The organism is Cellulomonas sp. APG4, assembly GCF_009996735.1.
Lineage (GTDB): Bacteria > Actinomycetota > Actinomycetes > Actinomycetales > Cellulomonadaceae > Actinotalea.
Genome location: NZ_JAACYI010000016.1, coordinates 78,618 through 93,575 on the forward strand (window position 1 = coordinate 78,618; position 14,958 = coordinate 93,575).

General features: G+C 74.1%; 12 protein-coding genes. 11 read left to right on the top strand and 1 reads right to left on the bottom strand.

Annotated features, from left to right (window positions below):
• Positions 1-31: 31 nt before the first annotated feature.
• Complete coding sequence (locus tag GXB85_RS12520) at positions 32-814, bottom strand: MerR family transcriptional regulator (RefSeq protein WP_161917990.1); 783 nt, start codon at positions 812-814, stop codon at positions 32-34.
• Positions 815-898: 84 nt separating this feature from the next.
• Between GXB85_RS12520 and GXB85_RS12525 the strand changes: the two genes are divergently transcribed.
• From GXB85_RS12525 to smc, 11 genes are all read left to right on the top strand, one after another.
• Entirely contained in the window at positions 899-1,657 is a 759-nt protein-coding gene (locus GXB85_RS12525; RefSeq protein ID WP_161917991.1) for an NYN domain-containing protein, read from the top strand.
• A gap of 257 nt (positions 1,658-1,914) precedes the next feature.
• Positions 1,915-5,154, top strand: a complete 3,240-nt coding sequence (gene ileS / locus GXB85_RS12530) for an isoleucine--tRNA ligase (RefSeq protein WP_161917992.1) — start codon at positions 1,915-1,917, stop codon at positions 5,152-5,154.
• Between the two features lie 88 nt (positions 5,155-5,242).
• On the top strand, positions 5,243-6,595 hold the full coding sequence (locus tag GXB85_RS12535; protein ID WP_161917993.1) for a folylpolyglutamate synthase/dihydrofolate synthase family protein: 1,353 nt from the start codon (positions 5,243-5,245) through the stop codon (positions 6,593-6,595).
• Between the two features lie 44 nt (positions 6,596-6,639).
• Complete coding sequence (gene dhaK / locus GXB85_RS12540; protein ID WP_161917994.1) at positions 6,640-7,635, top strand: dihydroxyacetone kinase subunit DhaK; 996 nt, start codon at positions 6,640-6,642, stop codon at positions 7,633-7,635.
• Between the two features lie 67 nt (positions 7,636-7,702).
• A complete protein-coding gene (gene dhaL, locus GXB85_RS12545; protein WP_161917995.1) occupies positions 7,703-8,347 on the top strand; it encodes a dihydroxyacetone kinase subunit DhaL in 645 nt (214 codons plus the stop codon).
• Between the two features lies 1 nt (position 8,348).
• Positions 8,349-9,092, top strand: a complete 744-nt coding sequence (dhaM, locus tag GXB85_RS12550; protein ID WP_202627926.1) for a dihydroxyacetone kinase phosphoryl donor subunit DhaM — start codon at positions 8,349-8,351, stop codon at positions 9,090-9,092.
• 57 nt (positions 9,093-9,149) lie between these two features.
• Positions 9,150-9,779: a TetR/AcrR family transcriptional regulator gene (locus GXB85_RS12555; RefSeq protein ID WP_161917996.1), complete on the top strand. Its 630-nt coding sequence runs from the start codon at positions 9,150-9,152 to the stop codon at positions 9,777-9,779.
• Positions 9,780-9,868: 89 nt separating this feature from the next.
• Positions 9,869-11,563: an MDR family MFS transporter gene (locus GXB85_RS12560; protein ID WP_370524214.1), complete on the top strand. Its 1,695-nt coding sequence runs from the start codon at positions 9,869-9,871 to the stop codon at positions 11,561-11,563.
• A 9-nt stretch (positions 11,564-11,572) separates the two neighbouring features.
• Positions 11,573-11,989 (top strand): DUF4233 domain-containing protein, encoded by a 417-nt coding sequence (locus GXB85_RS12565; protein WP_161917997.1) that lies wholly within the window; start codon positions 11,573-11,575, stop codon positions 11,987-11,989.
• A 27-nt stretch (positions 11,990-12,016) separates the two neighbouring features.
• The gene (gene ndk / locus GXB85_RS12570; RefSeq protein WP_161917998.1) at positions 12,017-12,457 is read left to right on the top strand and encodes a nucleoside-diphosphate kinase; all 441 of its coding nucleotides are present in this window, start codon (positions 12,017-12,019) and stop codon (positions 12,455-12,457) included.
• Positions 12,458-12,488: 31 nt separating this feature from the next.
• On the top strand, positions 12,489-14,958 hold a 2,470-nt coding region (gene smc / locus GXB85_RS12575; RefSeq protein WP_161917999.1), incomplete at its 3' end, for a chromosome segregation protein SMC.

Here is a 14,958-nt window from a genome sequence, read left to right on the forward strand (position 1 = left end):
GCGATCTCGGCGGGAGGGGGGCAGCCGGCGGTCAGCGGGTGCGCTCGACGTGGACACGCAGGGCGTCGCGGACGAGGACCGCGCCCCGCTCGCCGCCGTAGTTCGCGGCGAACCTCGGGTCGGCGACGTACATGTCGCCCAGCCCGAGCAGGTACTCGGGTGCGGGCGTCCGGCCGCCCGGCACGCCCGGGTAGGTCGAGAGCCACGCGACGTGACGCGCGGCGAGGGACTGGGCCTCGTCGGACGCGGGGTCCACCGCGCGTGCGGCGGCGTCCGTCCAGTCGCGGTTGAGCTCGGCCGTGCGTCGCCCGAGCTCGGCCTTCTCCTCCTCGGGGAGCCCGCGCCACCACCTGTCGGACTCCGCGTAGGCCCGCGCACCCCAGCGCTCGGTGACCTCGTCCTCGTACTGCGTGTGGTCGAACCCGTCGAACATCTCCTCGGCCATGATCGGCCCTCCCGTCGTGAGTGCGGTGATCGTCCGCTCGACCGAACGCGCCCTGCGCTCGAGCCGATGCTGCTCGGACCGCAGCTGTCCCAGGTGGTGGCGCAGCGCGTGGACCGGGTCCTCGTCCTGCCCGACGACGCGCCCGATCGCGGCCAGGGACAGGCCGAGCGAGCGCAGCACGAGGATCCGCTGGAGCACGAGCAGCTCCGCGCGTCCGTACCAGCGCTGGCCCCCCGGTCCCACCCGGGACGGCGCGAGCAGCCCGATGGCGTCGTAGTGCCGCAGGGTCCGGCTCGTGGTCCCCGTGAGCCGGGTGACCTCCTGGATCGGGAGCTCGTCGGCCGGGCCGACGCCGTCCGTCGTCGTCATGTGCACCTCCTGTGCGAACCCACCCGACGCTAGGAGTTGACGTCGCGTCAACCGCAAGCCCCGGGAGCGCGCTACGTTCCTGCCATGACGCCGCGGGCGCGGATCGCGCTGCTCATCGATGCCGACAACGCCTCCCCGCGCGGGATCGACGTGATCCTGAACGAGCTGTCGGCGGCGGGGGAGACCAGCATCCGGCGGGCCTACGGGAACTGGACGAAGCCGAGCCTGCGGGGGTGGGCGGACCTGCTCCTCGAGCGGGCGATCCGACCGATCCAGCAGTACGACTACAGCGCGCGGAAGAACGCGAGCGACATGGCGCTCGTGGTCGACGCGCTCGCGCTGCATTACACGGAGAAGCCTGAGGCGTTCGCCATCGTCTCCTCGGACGGCGATTTCACCCCGCTCGTGATGCACCTGCGAGAGCGGGGAGCCTCGGTCTACGGGTTCGGGGACGACAAGACGCCCGCGCCGTTCAAGAACGCGTGCTCTCGGTTCCTGGTGATGGACAGGCTGGAGGACGATGCAGGTCCGGCCGCAGCCTCCGCACCGGCAGGGGCCGAGAACCGCACCCGCGCACCTGTGCCGACGTCTCACCTCAAGCAGGACACGGCTCTCGTCACGCTGCTGCGGCGCGCCGTGAAGAGCGCCGCCGACGAGGCGGGCTGGGCGCGGGTCTCCACCGTCGGGCAGCACATCGCCAACCAGTCGTCGCTCGACCCCCGCAACTACGGCTACCAGAAGCTCTCGGCGCTGCTCGAGGCCACGGAGCTCTTCGTGATCCGCGACGCCGCGACCTCGACCGTCGCGGTCCGCGACCGCCGTGACGGGAGTGCGACGCGCTGAGCGGGTAGCATCGGGCGCACAGGCGTCGACCCGGCCATCACCGGCGAGCCTCCGGAAGAACGGGTCGCGCACCGCGAGGTGCGGGGCCTCAGTAGAACCGGACGGGTGGGCCCGTCACAGCCTTCGACGAGCGGTCGTCGCACGTGCGGCGGCAAGCGAGGTGGTACCGCGGCGCGGTGCCGTACCGGGGCACTCGGTGCGGCGCGGGTCGTCCTCGCAGCCAGGCCGGACCGCTCGACACACCTGGAGCACCTCTCATGGGCTACCCGCTGCACCGCCCCGACGACGCCGTCGTCCCCGCCTCCCCGGACCTCCCCGCGCTCGAGCGCGAGGTCCTCGACCACTGGCGCGAGGACGGCACGTTCGCGGCGTCGATCGAGCAGCGCCCCGCGGGCGAGAACGGCGCGAACGAGTTCGTCTTCTACGACGGCCCGCCGTTCGCCAACGGCCTGCCGCACTACGGGCACCTGCTGACCGGCTACGCGAAGGACATCGTCGGGCGCTACCGCACCCAGCGCGGGCAGCGGGTCGAGCGGCGCTTCGGCTGGGACACCCACGGGCTGCCGGCCGAGCTCGAGGCCGAGCGCGTGCTCGGCATCACCGACAAGTCGCAGATCGACGAGATGGGCATCGAGTCGTTCAACAAGGCGTGCCGGGAGTCGGTGCTGCGCTACACCGACGAGTGGCAGGACTACGTCACGCGCCAGGCGCGCTGGGTCGACTTCGAGAACGACTACAAGACCCTCGACCTGTCCTACATGGAGTCCGTGGTCTGGGCGTTCAAGCAGCTCTACGACAAGGGCCTCGCGTACGAGGGCTACCGCGTGCTGCCGTACTGCTGGCGCGACGAGACGCCGCTGTCCAACCACGAGCTGCGGATGGACGACGACGTCTACGCCTCGCGGCAGGACCCTGCGCTCACCGTCGGGGTGCGCCTCGAGACCGGCGAGCTCGCGCTCCTGTGGACCACTACGCCCTGGACGCTCCCGTCCAACCTCGCGCTCGCGGTGGGCCCGGACATCGAGTACGTGACGGTCGTGCCCGACGACGGCCCGCTCGCGGGTGAGAAGGTGCTGCTCGCGGCCTCGCGCCTGGCCGCCTACGCCCGGGAGCTGGGCGCCGAGCCGCGCGAGGTCGCACGGGTCGAGGGCCGCGCGCTCGTGGGCCTGCGCTACACCCCGCCGTTCGGCTACTTCGAGGGTCGGCAGAACGCGCACCGCGTGCTCGCGGGGGACTTCGTGTCGACCGAGGACGGCTCGGGGCTCGTGCACCTCGCGCCCGCGTTCGGCGAGGACGACATGGCGGTGTGCGACGCTGCGGGCATCGCGCCCGTCGTCCCGGTCGACTCGAAGGGGCGTTTCACCGGCGAGGTCCCCGACTACGCCGGGCTGCAGGTCTTCGAGGCCAACCCGCGGATCATCGCCGACCTCAAGGCGGGCGGCGGCCCGCTCGCGGCGGTCGCGCCGCCCCAGCGCGCCGTCGTCGTGCGCCACGAGACCTACGACCACGCGTACCCGCACTGCTGGCGCTGCCGGAACCCGCTCATCTACAAGGCCGTCTCGAGCTGGTTCGTGCGCGTCAGCGAGTTCAGGGACCGCATGGTCGAGCTCAACCAGCAGATCACCTGGGTGCCCGAGCACATCCGCGACGGCCAGTTCGGCAAGTGGCTCGCGAACGCGCGTGACTGGTCGATCTCGCGCAACCGCTACTGGGGCACGCCCATCCCGGTGTGGGTGAGCGACGACCCCGCCCACCCGCGCACGGACGTCTACGGGTCGATCGCCGAGCTCGAGGCCGACTTCGGTGTCGAGGTCACGGACCTGCACCGCCCGTTCATCGACGAGCTCACGCGACCCAACCCGGACGACCCGACGGGCCGCTCGACCATGCGGCGCATCCCCGACGTGCTCGACGTGTGGTTCGACTCGGGCTCGATGCCGTTCGCGCAGGTGCACTACCCGTTCGAGAACGCCGACTGGTTCGAGCACCACTACCCGGGCGACTTCATCACGGAGTACATCGGGCAGACGCGTGGCTGGTTCTACACGCTGCACGTGCTCGCGACCGCGCTGTTCGACCGTCCGGCCTTCCGCACGTCCGTCTCGCACGGGATCGTGCTGGGCTCGGACGGCCGCAAGATGAGCAAGTCGCTGCGCAACTACCCGGACGTCACCGAGGTGTTCGACCGCGACGGCTCGGACGCGATGCGCTGGTTCCTCATGGCGAGCCCGATCCTGCGCGGCGGCAACCTGGTCGTCACGGAGGAGGGCATCCGCGAGGGCGTGCGGCAGGTGCTGCTGCCGCTGTGGAGCACGTGGTACTTCTTCACGCTCTACGCCGGTGCCGCACGCGGGGGCGAGGGCCTGGTCGCGCGTCCGCTCGCGGCCGACGACGTCGCGGGGCTGCCGGTGATGGACCGGTACCTCCTCGCGCGGACGCGGACGCTCGTCGAGCGCACCACGGCCCAGCTCGAGGCGTACGACGTGCCGGGTGCCTGCGAGTCGGTGCGCGAGCACCTCGACCTGCTGACCAACTGGTACGTGCGCACGTCGCGGCAGCGCTTCTGGGACGAGGACGAGGCCGCGTTCTCGACGCTCGCGACCGCGCTCGAGGTGCTCTGCCGCGTCATGGCCCCGCTCGCACCGCTCACCACCGAGGAGGTGTGGCGGGGCCTCACCGGCGGTCGCAGCGTGCACCTGACGGACTGGCCCGCGCTCGAGACGGACGACGTCCGCACCGAGCTGGGCCGCGTGCTGGCGGCCGACGACGCGCTCGTGGCGGCGGTGGACCAGGTGCGCGAGGTGGTCTCGGCGACGCTCGGCCTGCGCAAGGCGCACGGGCTCCGCGTGCGCCAGCCGCTGCGTGAGCTCGCCGTCGCGGTCCCCGCCCCCGCGGCGATCGAGCCCTACACCGCACTCATCACGGCCGAGCTCAACGTACGGCACCTCACCCTCGTCGACCTCGCCGAGGTGGGTCTCGACGCCCTCGGCGTGACCCAGCGCCTCGCGGTCAACGCGCGCGCGGCCGGCCCGCGCCTGGGACGCGCGGTCCAGGACGTCATCCGGGCCGCCAAGGCGGGCGCCTGGCGGACCGAGCCCGACGGCGCGGTCGTCGTCACCACGGATGCGGGTGACGTGCCGCTCGAGCCCGCCGAGTACGAGCTCACGACCGTGGTGGCCGACGGCGCCGCAACGGGTGCGGTGGCCGCGGTGCTGGGCGACGGCGGCGTCGTGCTGCTCGACACCGCGCTCGACGACGAGCTCCTCGCCGAGGGCTGGGCGCGGGACGTCGTCCGGCAGGTGCAGGACGCCCGGCGCGCGGCCGACCTGCACGTGTCGGACCGCATCGCGCTCACGCTGACCGTGCCGGCGGACAGGGCCGAGGCCATCGCGGCGCACCGTGAGCTCGTCATGCGCGAGACCCTCGCGGTCGAGCTCGACGTGGTGCCCGGCGAGGTCGCGGAGGTCGAGGTCGTGCTGGAGCGCCGGACGGTCTGAGCGCCGTGCCGGCTCGACCGGCCGTCCACCAGGCGTGGACGGCCGGTCGCGGTCGGCCCGGAGCACGTCGGTGGACCACAATGGCCGGATGACCGACCCCCGTGACGACGCCCTCGCCGAGGTGTACGCGGCGATCCTCGACCGCGCGCCCGAGCACGACTTCGAGTACACGCTCGACCGCATCCGCGAGGTGTGCGAGCTCCTGGGCGACCCCCAGCAGGCCTATCGCGTGGTGCACGTGGCCGGGACCAACGGCAAGACGTCCACCGCGCGCATGGTCGAGCGCCTGCTGCGTGAGCACGGCCTGCGCACGGGCCGGTTCACGAGCCCGCACCTGACCAGCGTCACCGAGCGGATCTGCGTCGACGGCGAGCCGCTGAGCCCCGAGCGGTTCGTCGAGGTCTGGCAGGACGTCGCGCCCTACGTGCACATGGTCGACCAGCGCTCGCAGGAGCAGGGCCGGCCGCGGCTGAGCTTCTTCGAGGTGCTCACCGTGATGGCGCTCGCGGCGTTCGCCGACGCCCCCGTCGACGTCGCCGTGGTCGAGGTGGGGCTGGGCGGGACGCTCGACGCGACCAACGTGGTCGACGCCGACGTCGCGGTGCTGACGCAGATCGCGCGTGACCACGAGCGCTGGCTCGGGCACGACCTCGTGGACATCGCCGGCGCCAAGGCGGGGATCATCAAGGACGGCTCCGTCGTGGTGCTCGCCCAGCAGCGCGAGGAGGCCGAGGGCGTGGTGCTCACCGCTGCCGCCGAGCACGGGGTGCGCGTGGTGCGCGAGGGTGTCGACCTCGAGGTCGTGGACCGCACCGTCGCCGTGGGCGGCCAGCTGCTCTCGCTGCGCACCACGGGCGGGGTGTACACGGACGTGCTGCTCCCGCTGCACGGTGCCCACCAGGCGCACAACGCCCTGGTCGCGCTCGCGGCGACCGAGCAGCTGCTGCGCGGCGGGCGTGCGCTCGGGGCCGAGGCGGTCGAGGCCGCCTTCGCGGGGGTCGACTCACCGGGACGGCTCGAGGTCGTCCGGAGCTCACCCGCGGTGCTGGTCGACGCCGCCCACAACCCCGCGGGCGTCGAGGCCCTCGTGGCGGCGCTCGACGAGGCGTTCACGTTCAGCCGCGTCGTCGGTGTGGTCGGCGTGCTCGAGGACAAGGACGCCGAGACGATCCTCTCGCTCCTCGAGCCCGCCCTCGCCGAGGTAGTCGTCACGCGTTCGGGCTCGACCCGGGCGTGGGACGTGCAGGACCTCGCGGAGATCGCCGTCGACGTGTTCGGGGAGGACAGGGTGCACACCGCCGAGAGGCTCGACGAGGCGGTCGCGCGCGCGGTCGAGCTCGCCGAGCAGGGGACCGACGGATCACCTACCGGAGCAGGCGTCGTCGTGACAGGCTCGGTGACGATGGCGGCCGAGGCGAGGATCCTCTTCGGCCGGGGCTGAGCCACCGCGGGCGGTCCCCGCGGTGGCCGACGGGAGGAGCGGCGATGAAGAAGCTCATCAACGACCCGGCGCGGGTCGTCGAGGAGTCGCTCGAGGGGTTCGGGCTGGCCCACGCGGACGTCGTGACGGTGCACCCCGACCCGCTCTACGTGGTCCGGGCCGACGCGCCGGTGCGCGACAAGGTCGGGCTCGTCAGCGGAGGTGGCAGCGGCCACGAGCCGCTGCACGTCGGTTTCGTGGGTCGCGGGATGCTCGATGCCGCCGTCCCCGGTCCCGTGTTCACCTCACCCACCCCGGACCCCGTCGCGGCGGCGACGGTCGCCGCGAACGGCGGCCGCGGCGTGCTGCACGTCGTGAAGAACTACACCGGGGACGTGCTCAACTTCGAGACCGCCGCGGAGCTCGCGGACGCCGAGGGCGTCGAGGTCCGGACCGTCGTGGTCAACGACGACGTGGCCGTCGAGGACTCGCTGTACACGGCCGGGCGGCGAGGGGTCGCCGGGACGCTCGCGGTCGAGAAGATCGCGGGCGCGGCCGCCGAGCGCGGCGACGACCTGGCGGCCGTCGCGGACATCGCCGAGCGCGTCGTCGCGAACGTGCGCTCGATGGGCGTCGCCCTCGAGGCGTGCACCGTGCCGCACGCCGGCACGCCGAGCTTCGAGCTGACCGAGGACGAGATCGAGGTGGGCATCGGGATCCACGGCGAGCCGGGCCGGCACCGGCGCGCGATGGCGCCGGCGGACGAGATCACCGAGATGCTCACGAACCCCGTCGCGGACGACCTGGGGCTCGCCGCGGGGGACGACGTGCTGCTCCTCGTCAACGGCATGGGGGGTACGCCCGTCTCGGAGCTGTACGTGGTCTACCGGCACGCGCGGCGCCTGCTCGAGTCCCGCGGTGCGCGCGTCACGCGCTCGCTCGTCGGGAGCTACGTGACCTCGCTCGAGATGCAGGGCGCCTCGGTCACGGTGCTCCGCCTCGATGCCGAGACGACGGCGTTGTGGGACGCTCCGGTGCACACGGTCGCGCTGCGGTGGTGAGCCCCGAGGCACCGGACGGCGCGACGTACGAACGCGGGGGGCACCGGCACGACGTGAGGGAGCGAGCATGACCGTGGACGTGGCCTGGGCCCTGCGCTGGGTGCGGCGCACCGCCGAGCTCGTGGCCGAGCACCGGGACGAGCTGGTCGAGCTCGACCGCCGGATCGGTGACGGCGACCACGGGGAGAACCTCGACCGCGGCTTCCGGGCCGTCGTGGTCCGCCTCGACGGCCTCGACGAGCCGCCCGCGCAGGTGGGCGACGTGCTGCGGGTCGTCGCGACCACGCTGATGTCGACCGTCGGCGGTGCCGCGGGCCCGCTCTACGGCACCGCCTACCTCCGGGCCGCCAAGGTGAGCGGTCTCGCCGAGCTCGACTCGGCCGCGGTGCTCGCCCTCCTCGAGTCGGCGCTCGAGGGCGTCGTCGCGCGGGGCAAGGCCCAGCCGGGCGAGAAGACGATGGTCGATGCGTGGAGCGCCGCCGTCGCGGCGGCCACCGAGGCGGTGACGGCGGCCCGCTCGCCGCGTGAGGTGCTCGCCGAGGCGGCGCGTGCGGCCGACGAGGGCGCGCAGGCGACGATCCCGATGGTCGCGACCAAGGGGCGGGCGAGCTACCTCGGCGAGCGGAGCGCGGGCCACCTCGACCCGGGTGCCGCGTCCTCGGCGCTGGTGCTGCGTGCGGCGGTCGAGGCGACGGTGCCGGAGGAGCGGTGACATGGCCGACCGAGGTGAGGTGACCGTCGGGCTGGTCCTCGTGTCGCACGCCGCCGCGGCAGCCGAGGGCGCCGCGCAGATCGCGCGGCAGATGGCACCCGACGTCCTCGTCCTCCCCGCCGGTGGCGCCCACGGCGGCATCGGGACGGACGTGGATGTCGTGGTCGAGGCCATCGGGTCGGCCCTCGAGACCGTCGCCGGCGTGGTCGTGCTGACGGACCTCGGTTCGGCGGTCATGTCGGCGGAGACGGCCCTCGAGCTGCTCGAGGCCGAGAGCACCGGGGGCGCCGACGCGGTGCGGGTGCCGTCCGCGCCGTTCGTCGAGGGTGCCGTCGCCGCAGCCGTCGAGGCTCAGCAGGGCGGGGACCTCGCGGCGGTCGAGCGGGCCGCCGTCGGCGCCGGACGGATGTTCGCGCCCGAGGGGCCGGCCTCGGACGCGCGCGGTGACGGCGGGCCGCAGACCCCGTCGGCCGTCGCTCCCGAGGCCGAGGTGCACCGCGCACGTGCGGTGCTCGCGCCGGGTGTCGGTCTGCACGCGAGGCCGGCCGCCCTGCTCGCGCGCGCGGTCGCGGAGATGCCCGCGACCGTGCGGGTGGGGGGAGCCAACGCGACCAGCGTGCTCGAGCTCATGGCGCTCGGGGCGTCGGGTGGTGCCGAGGTCGAGGTCGAGGCGAGCGGTGACGGGGCTGCCGAGGCGGTGGCGGAGGTGGTGCGCCTGCTGGAGGGCGACCTCGAGCAGGGGTGACGACGGTCACGCTCACGTCGCACGGGGAAATCTTGCATCGGGTGTAATCTTGCAGACGTGCAAGGAACTGAGGAGGCCGCCCCGGCCGAGCCTGAGGTGGCCCTGGGCCTGCGGGAGCGGCAGAAGCGCGCGCGTCGCGACGCGCTCGTCGACGCGGCGCACGCCCTGGTGGAGGCCGACGGCCTCGAGGCCGTGACCGTCGACGCGATCTGCCGCCGTGCCGGGGTCTCGACGCGCACGTTCTTCAACTACTTCGAGTCCAAGGACGACGCCGTGCTCGGCCTGCCGCCCTGGCGCCTCGACGACGAGGCGACGCGGGTGTTCGCGGCGGGCGGGCCCACGGGCCGCCTCGGCGCCGACGTGACGACCCTGGTGCAGTCGCTCGTCGACCGGCACCCGGTCGCGCGGCACCGGATCGCGTGCGCGATGGAGCTCGCCGAGCGCGAGCCCGCGCTCCTCACGCGTCAGGTGGCGGCCTTCCACCGGCACCATCTCGAGGTCGCACAGCTCGTCGCGACCCGGCTGGGGGCCGCGGTCGGCGATCCTCAGGTCGAGGCCGCCACCGCCCTCGTGCTCGCGCTCGTGCGCGCGAGCTTCGTCGAGTGGTTTGCGGGTGACGAGGAGCGGCCGGTGAGCGAGCTCGTCCCCGGCGTCGTCACGCGGCTGCGCGACCTGCTCGCCGACTGACCCCTGCCCGTCCTGGCCTCGCGCCCCACCCCTGACCCGCACCGGTCGGGCCCGCACCGCGGGGCCCGCCGCCCCACGAGGAGACACCTGTGACCGCACCCGCTCCCCGAGCCGCCACCGACGGCGGCGCGCCCGCCGACGCCCCGCTCGTGGTCCTGACACCACGGACGGTCTGGCTCGTCTTCGGCGCCCTCATGGCCGGCATGTTCCTGTCCTCGCTCGACCAGTCGATCCTGGGCACCGCGATGCCCACGATCGTCGGCGAGCTCGACGGCGTCGCCCACCAGGGCTGGGTGATGACCGCCTACATCCTGGCGATCGCGGTCGCGATGCCCCTGTACGGCAAGTTCGGCGACCTGTGGGGCCGACGCTGGCCGTTCCTCGTGGCGATCGGGCTCTTCACGCTCGCCTCGGTGGGCGGTGCGCTCGCGAGCACGTTCGCCGAGCTCGTCGTGTGGCGCGCCGTGCAGGGCCTCGGCGGTGGTGGGCTGATCATCCTGTCGCAGGCGATCATCGCCGACGTCGTCTCGGCCAAGGACCGCGGCAAGTACATGGGGCCCATGGGTGCGCTCTTCGGCGTCGCCGCGGTGCTCGGGCCGCTGCTCGGCGGCTTCTTCACCGACCACCTCACGTGGCGCTGGGCATTCTGGCTCAACGTGCCCATCGGTGCGGCGGCCTTCACCGTCGCCTGGTTCGCCCTGCGCCTGCCGAGCCACCGCAGCCGCCGCCGGGTCGACTGGGCCGGGATCGCCCTCATGGTCGTCGCGACCTCGGGCCTCGTGCTCGTCACGAGCTGGGAGAGCATCGCGAGCGGCGGGTACGACTGGTCCGACCCGCGTCTGAGCGGGCTGCTCGCCCTGACCGGGCTCGCCGCCGTCGGCTTCGTGGCCGTCGAGCGTCGCGCCGAGGAGCCGCTGCTCCCGCTGCACCTGTTCCGCAACCGGACGTTCGCGATCGCGACGTCGGTCGGGCTCATCATCGGCATGGGCATGTTCGCCGCGCTGAGCTTCCTGCCCACGTTCCTGCAGATGGCGACGGGGGCCGGTGTGACCGAGTCGGGCTTCCTCATGCTGCCGATGATGGCGGGGGTGATGCTCACCTCGATCGGCTCGGGCATCGCGATCACGCGCACGGGGCGCTACCGGGTCTTCCCGGTGGTCGGCATGGCCGTCACGACGCTCGGGCTCGTCTGGCTCACGCGGCTCACCGGTGACATCTCGATGCTGCTCTTCGGGGCCATGATCTTCGTGCTCGGCGCCGGGCTCGGCCTCGTGATGCAGACGATCGTCCTCGCGGTCCAGAACTCGGTCGACCCGCACGAGATCGGGACCGCGACCAGCGCGAACAACTTCTTCCGCGAGATCGGGGCCGCGGTCGGCATCGCGCTGTTCAGCAGCGTCTTCACGACGCGTCTGATGGACCGGCTCACGCCCGTGCTGGGCGCGGGCGCCGGAGGCGGCGACGGGGGAGCGCAGTCGCTCACGCCGGCGGTGGTGCGTGATCTCCCCGCACCCGTGCGCGACGGCGTCGTCGACGCGTTCGCGGACGCGCTCGCGCCCGCGTTCTGGTACCTCGTGCCGCTGGTCGCGGTCGGCTTCGTGCTCACCCTCCTGCTGCGCGAGATCACCCTCTCGGGCGAGGCGGGGATGATCGCCCGGGGCGAGGCCGTGGCGGCTCCCTCCGCGCTCGCCGTTCCGGCGCCGGTCGACGTGCCCGACGACGCCCCGGACCTCGTGCCCGCTCCCGACGGGCGGGGCGGACCGGCGCCGTCGGACCGCGGGTAGCCTGCCGCCATGAGCGCAGCCGAGCCCGACGACGCGTCGACGCCGGGGCCGGGTGGGCAGGACGGCACGCCCCCCGCGCCGCCGCGCTCCGCCCGGCGGCAGTTCGCCTCGACCATCCTCGTGCTCGAGGCGTTCGTCGTGCTCTTCGCGGTGCTGGTCGCCTACGGCCTGCGGGTCGCGCCGCCCGAGGTGCTCGTCGCGATCGGCGCGAGCCTCGGCCTCGCGCTCGTGGTGGTGGCGGGGCTGCTGCGGTGGCCCGGCGCCTACGTCGCGGGCTCGGTGCTGCAGCTCGGACTGCTCGGTCTCGGTCTCGCGGTGCCCACGATGTTCGTCGTCGGCGGCATCTTCGTGGTGCTCTGGGTCGTCGCCCTGCGGCTCGGTGGCCGCATCGACCGCGAGCGGCGCGAGCGCCTCGGTCTCGCCTGACGTCCGTCGCCGCTAGGGTGGGCGACCATGACGGCTCCCGAGCGCACCCTCGTCCTGGTCAAGCCCGACGGCGTCCGCCGCGGCCTCGTGGGGGAGATCCTGCGACGGATCGAGGCCAAGGGGTACACGCTCGTCGCGGTCGAGCTGCGCCGCGCCGACGACGCGCTGCTCGCGGCGCACTACGCCGAGCACGAGGGCAAGCCGTTCTACGGCCCGCTCGTGGAGTTCATGGGCTCGGGTCCCGTCCTGGCCGCCGTGGTCGAGGGGCAGCGCGCGATCGAGGGCTTCCGCTCGCTCGCGGGCACCACCGACCCGACCACCGCGGCCCCCGGGACGATCCGCGGCGACCTGGGCCGCGACTGGGGCCTCGCGGTCACGCAGAACCTGGTCCACGGCTCCGACTCGCCCGAGTCGGCCGCGCGTGAGATCGAGCTCTGGTTCCCGGGGCTCGCGGCCGCGACGTCCTAGGTCCGCCGCCCGGACCTCCTAGGCTGCGCCCGTGCACCTCAAGACCCTGACCCTGCGGGGCTTCAAGTCGTTCGCCTCGGCGACGACGCTCCACTTCGAGCCCGGTGTCACGTGCGTCGTCGGGCCCAACGGGTCGGGGAAGTCGAACGTCGTCGACGCGCTCGCGTGGGTGATGGGCGAGCAGGGCGCCAAGTCGCTGCGCGGCGGCAAGATGGAGGACGTCATCTTCGCGGGCACCTCGGGCCGCGCCCCGCTCGGACGCGCCGAGGTCAGCCTGACGATCGACAACGCCGACGGCGCGCTGCCGATCGACTACTCCGAGGTGACGATCTCGCGCACGCTCTTCCGCAGCGGCGGCTCCGAGTACGCCATCAACGGCTCGCCCTGCCGGCTCCTCGACATCCAGGACCTGCTCTCGGACTCGGGTCTGGGTCGCGAGATGCACGTGATCGTCGGGCAGGGGCAGCTCGACGCGGTGCTCCGAGCCACGCCTGAGGACCGGCGCGGGTTCATCGAGGAGGCCGCCGGGGTCCTCAAGCACCGCAAGCGCAAGGAGAAGGCGCTGCGCAAGCTCGAGGCCATGCAGGCGAACCTCACGCGCCTGACCGACCTCACGAGCGAGATCCGCCGTCAGCTCGGTCCGCTGGGCAAGCAGGCCGAGGTCGCGCGCAAGGCGCAGACGGTCCAGGCGGACCTGCGCGACGCGCGCGCGCGGCTCCTCGCCGACGACCTGGCCCAGCTCACCGCGACCCTCGAGCAGGAGATCGCCGACGAGACCGCGCTGCGCGAGCGCCGGGCCGAGGTCGAGCGTGAGCTCGCGGCCGCCCGTACGCGCCTGGGTGCCCTCGAGGTCGCCGCGGCCGAGGCGGCGCCGCAGCTGTCGGAGGCGAGCGAGGTCTGGTACCGGCTCTCCTCGGCGCGCGAACGCCTGCGCGGCACGGCCACGCTCGCGGGCGAGCGCCTGCGCCTGCTCGGCTCGACGCACGACGACGGCGGCTCGGGCCGCGACCCGGACGACCTCGAGGCCCAGGCGCAGCGCGCCCGGGCGGCGGAGGCCGAGCTCGCGGCCGAGGTGGACCTCGCGCGCGTCGCGGTCGAGTCGGCCACGGCGCAGCGCACCGAGCTCGAGCAGCTCGCGCACGACGCCGAGCGTCGCGTCGCCGCCCTCCAGCGCGCCGTCGCCGACAGGCGTGAGGGGCTCGCGCGGCTCGCCGGCCAGGTCGCGGCGCGTCGCAGTCGCGTGGAGGCGACCGAGGCGGAGATCGGCCGCCTGCGCGAGGCGGTCACGGAGGCGGAGCGTCGGGGGCAGCAGGCGAGCGTCGAGTTCGCGGCCCTCGAGTCGCAGGTCGCGGGCGTGGAGGAGGGTGAGGAGGGGCTCGACGCCGAGCACGAGGCCGCCGTCGAGGCGCTCGAGGCCGCGTCGCGCGCCGTCGTCGAGCTGCGTGAGGCCGAGCAGGTGGCCGAGCGGGAGCGCGCCACGTGGTCGGCACGCGTCGAGGCCCTCGAGATGAGCCTCGTGCGCAAGGACGGCGCGGGAGCGCTCCTCGCGGCCGATGCGCTCGAGGGCACCCTGGGCACGCTCGCCGGGCTGGTGACGGTCGACGCCGGGTGGGAGGACGCGCTCGCGGCAGCACTGGGTCCGGCCGCGGAGGCGGTCGTGGTCGAGTCCGTCGGGGCAGCGGTCGACGCGCTGCGCTGGCTGCGTGCGGAGGACGCGGGGCGCGCGACCCTCGTCGTCGGCTCGGACACCCGGCCGGAAGCGTCTGCCCGCGCGGCACTGCCGGACGGCGTCGTCCCGGCGGTGAGCCTCGTCCAGGCCACGGCCGCTGTCCACGCCGCCGTGACGGACCTGCTGGAGGGCGTCGTGGTGGTCGAGGACCTCGCGCGGGCCCGGGCGCTCGTCGCCGAGCATCCGGAGCTCACGGCCGTGACCCGTGCCGGCGACCTGCTGGGCGCCGTCCGCGCCTGGGGCGGCTCGGCGTCGGCGCCGAGCGCGCTCGAGCTCCAGGGCGCCCTCGAGGACGCCCGGACGCGCCTCGCCGCCGCGATCGCGGACCTCGAGCGCACGCGGTTCGAGACCGTCGCCGCCCAGCGCACCGAGGACGAGGCGCGCGGGCGTCACGAGGCGACGCTCGAGCGCCTGCACGAGTCCGACGCGGCGTTGGCGGCGGTCGCCGAGCAGCTCGGGCACCTGGGTTCCGCCGCGCGCTCCGCACGTGCCGAGGCGGAGCGCGCGCAGGCCGCGCTCGCGCAGGCGACCGAGCGGCTCACGGCGGACCAGGCCGAGCTCGCCGAGCTCGCCGAGCGCCTCGAGCACGCCGAGGCGGACCCGGCCGAGTCGGACGACCAGATCGAGGCCGCCGCGACCGAGCGGGACGAGGCCTCGGGACGTGCCGCGGCCGCGCGAGCGCGCGAGACCGAGGCGCGGTTGACGCTGCGCACGAGCGAGGAGCGCGCGCGTGCGCTGGCCGGCCGCGCCCAGTCGCTCGAGCGTGCGGCCG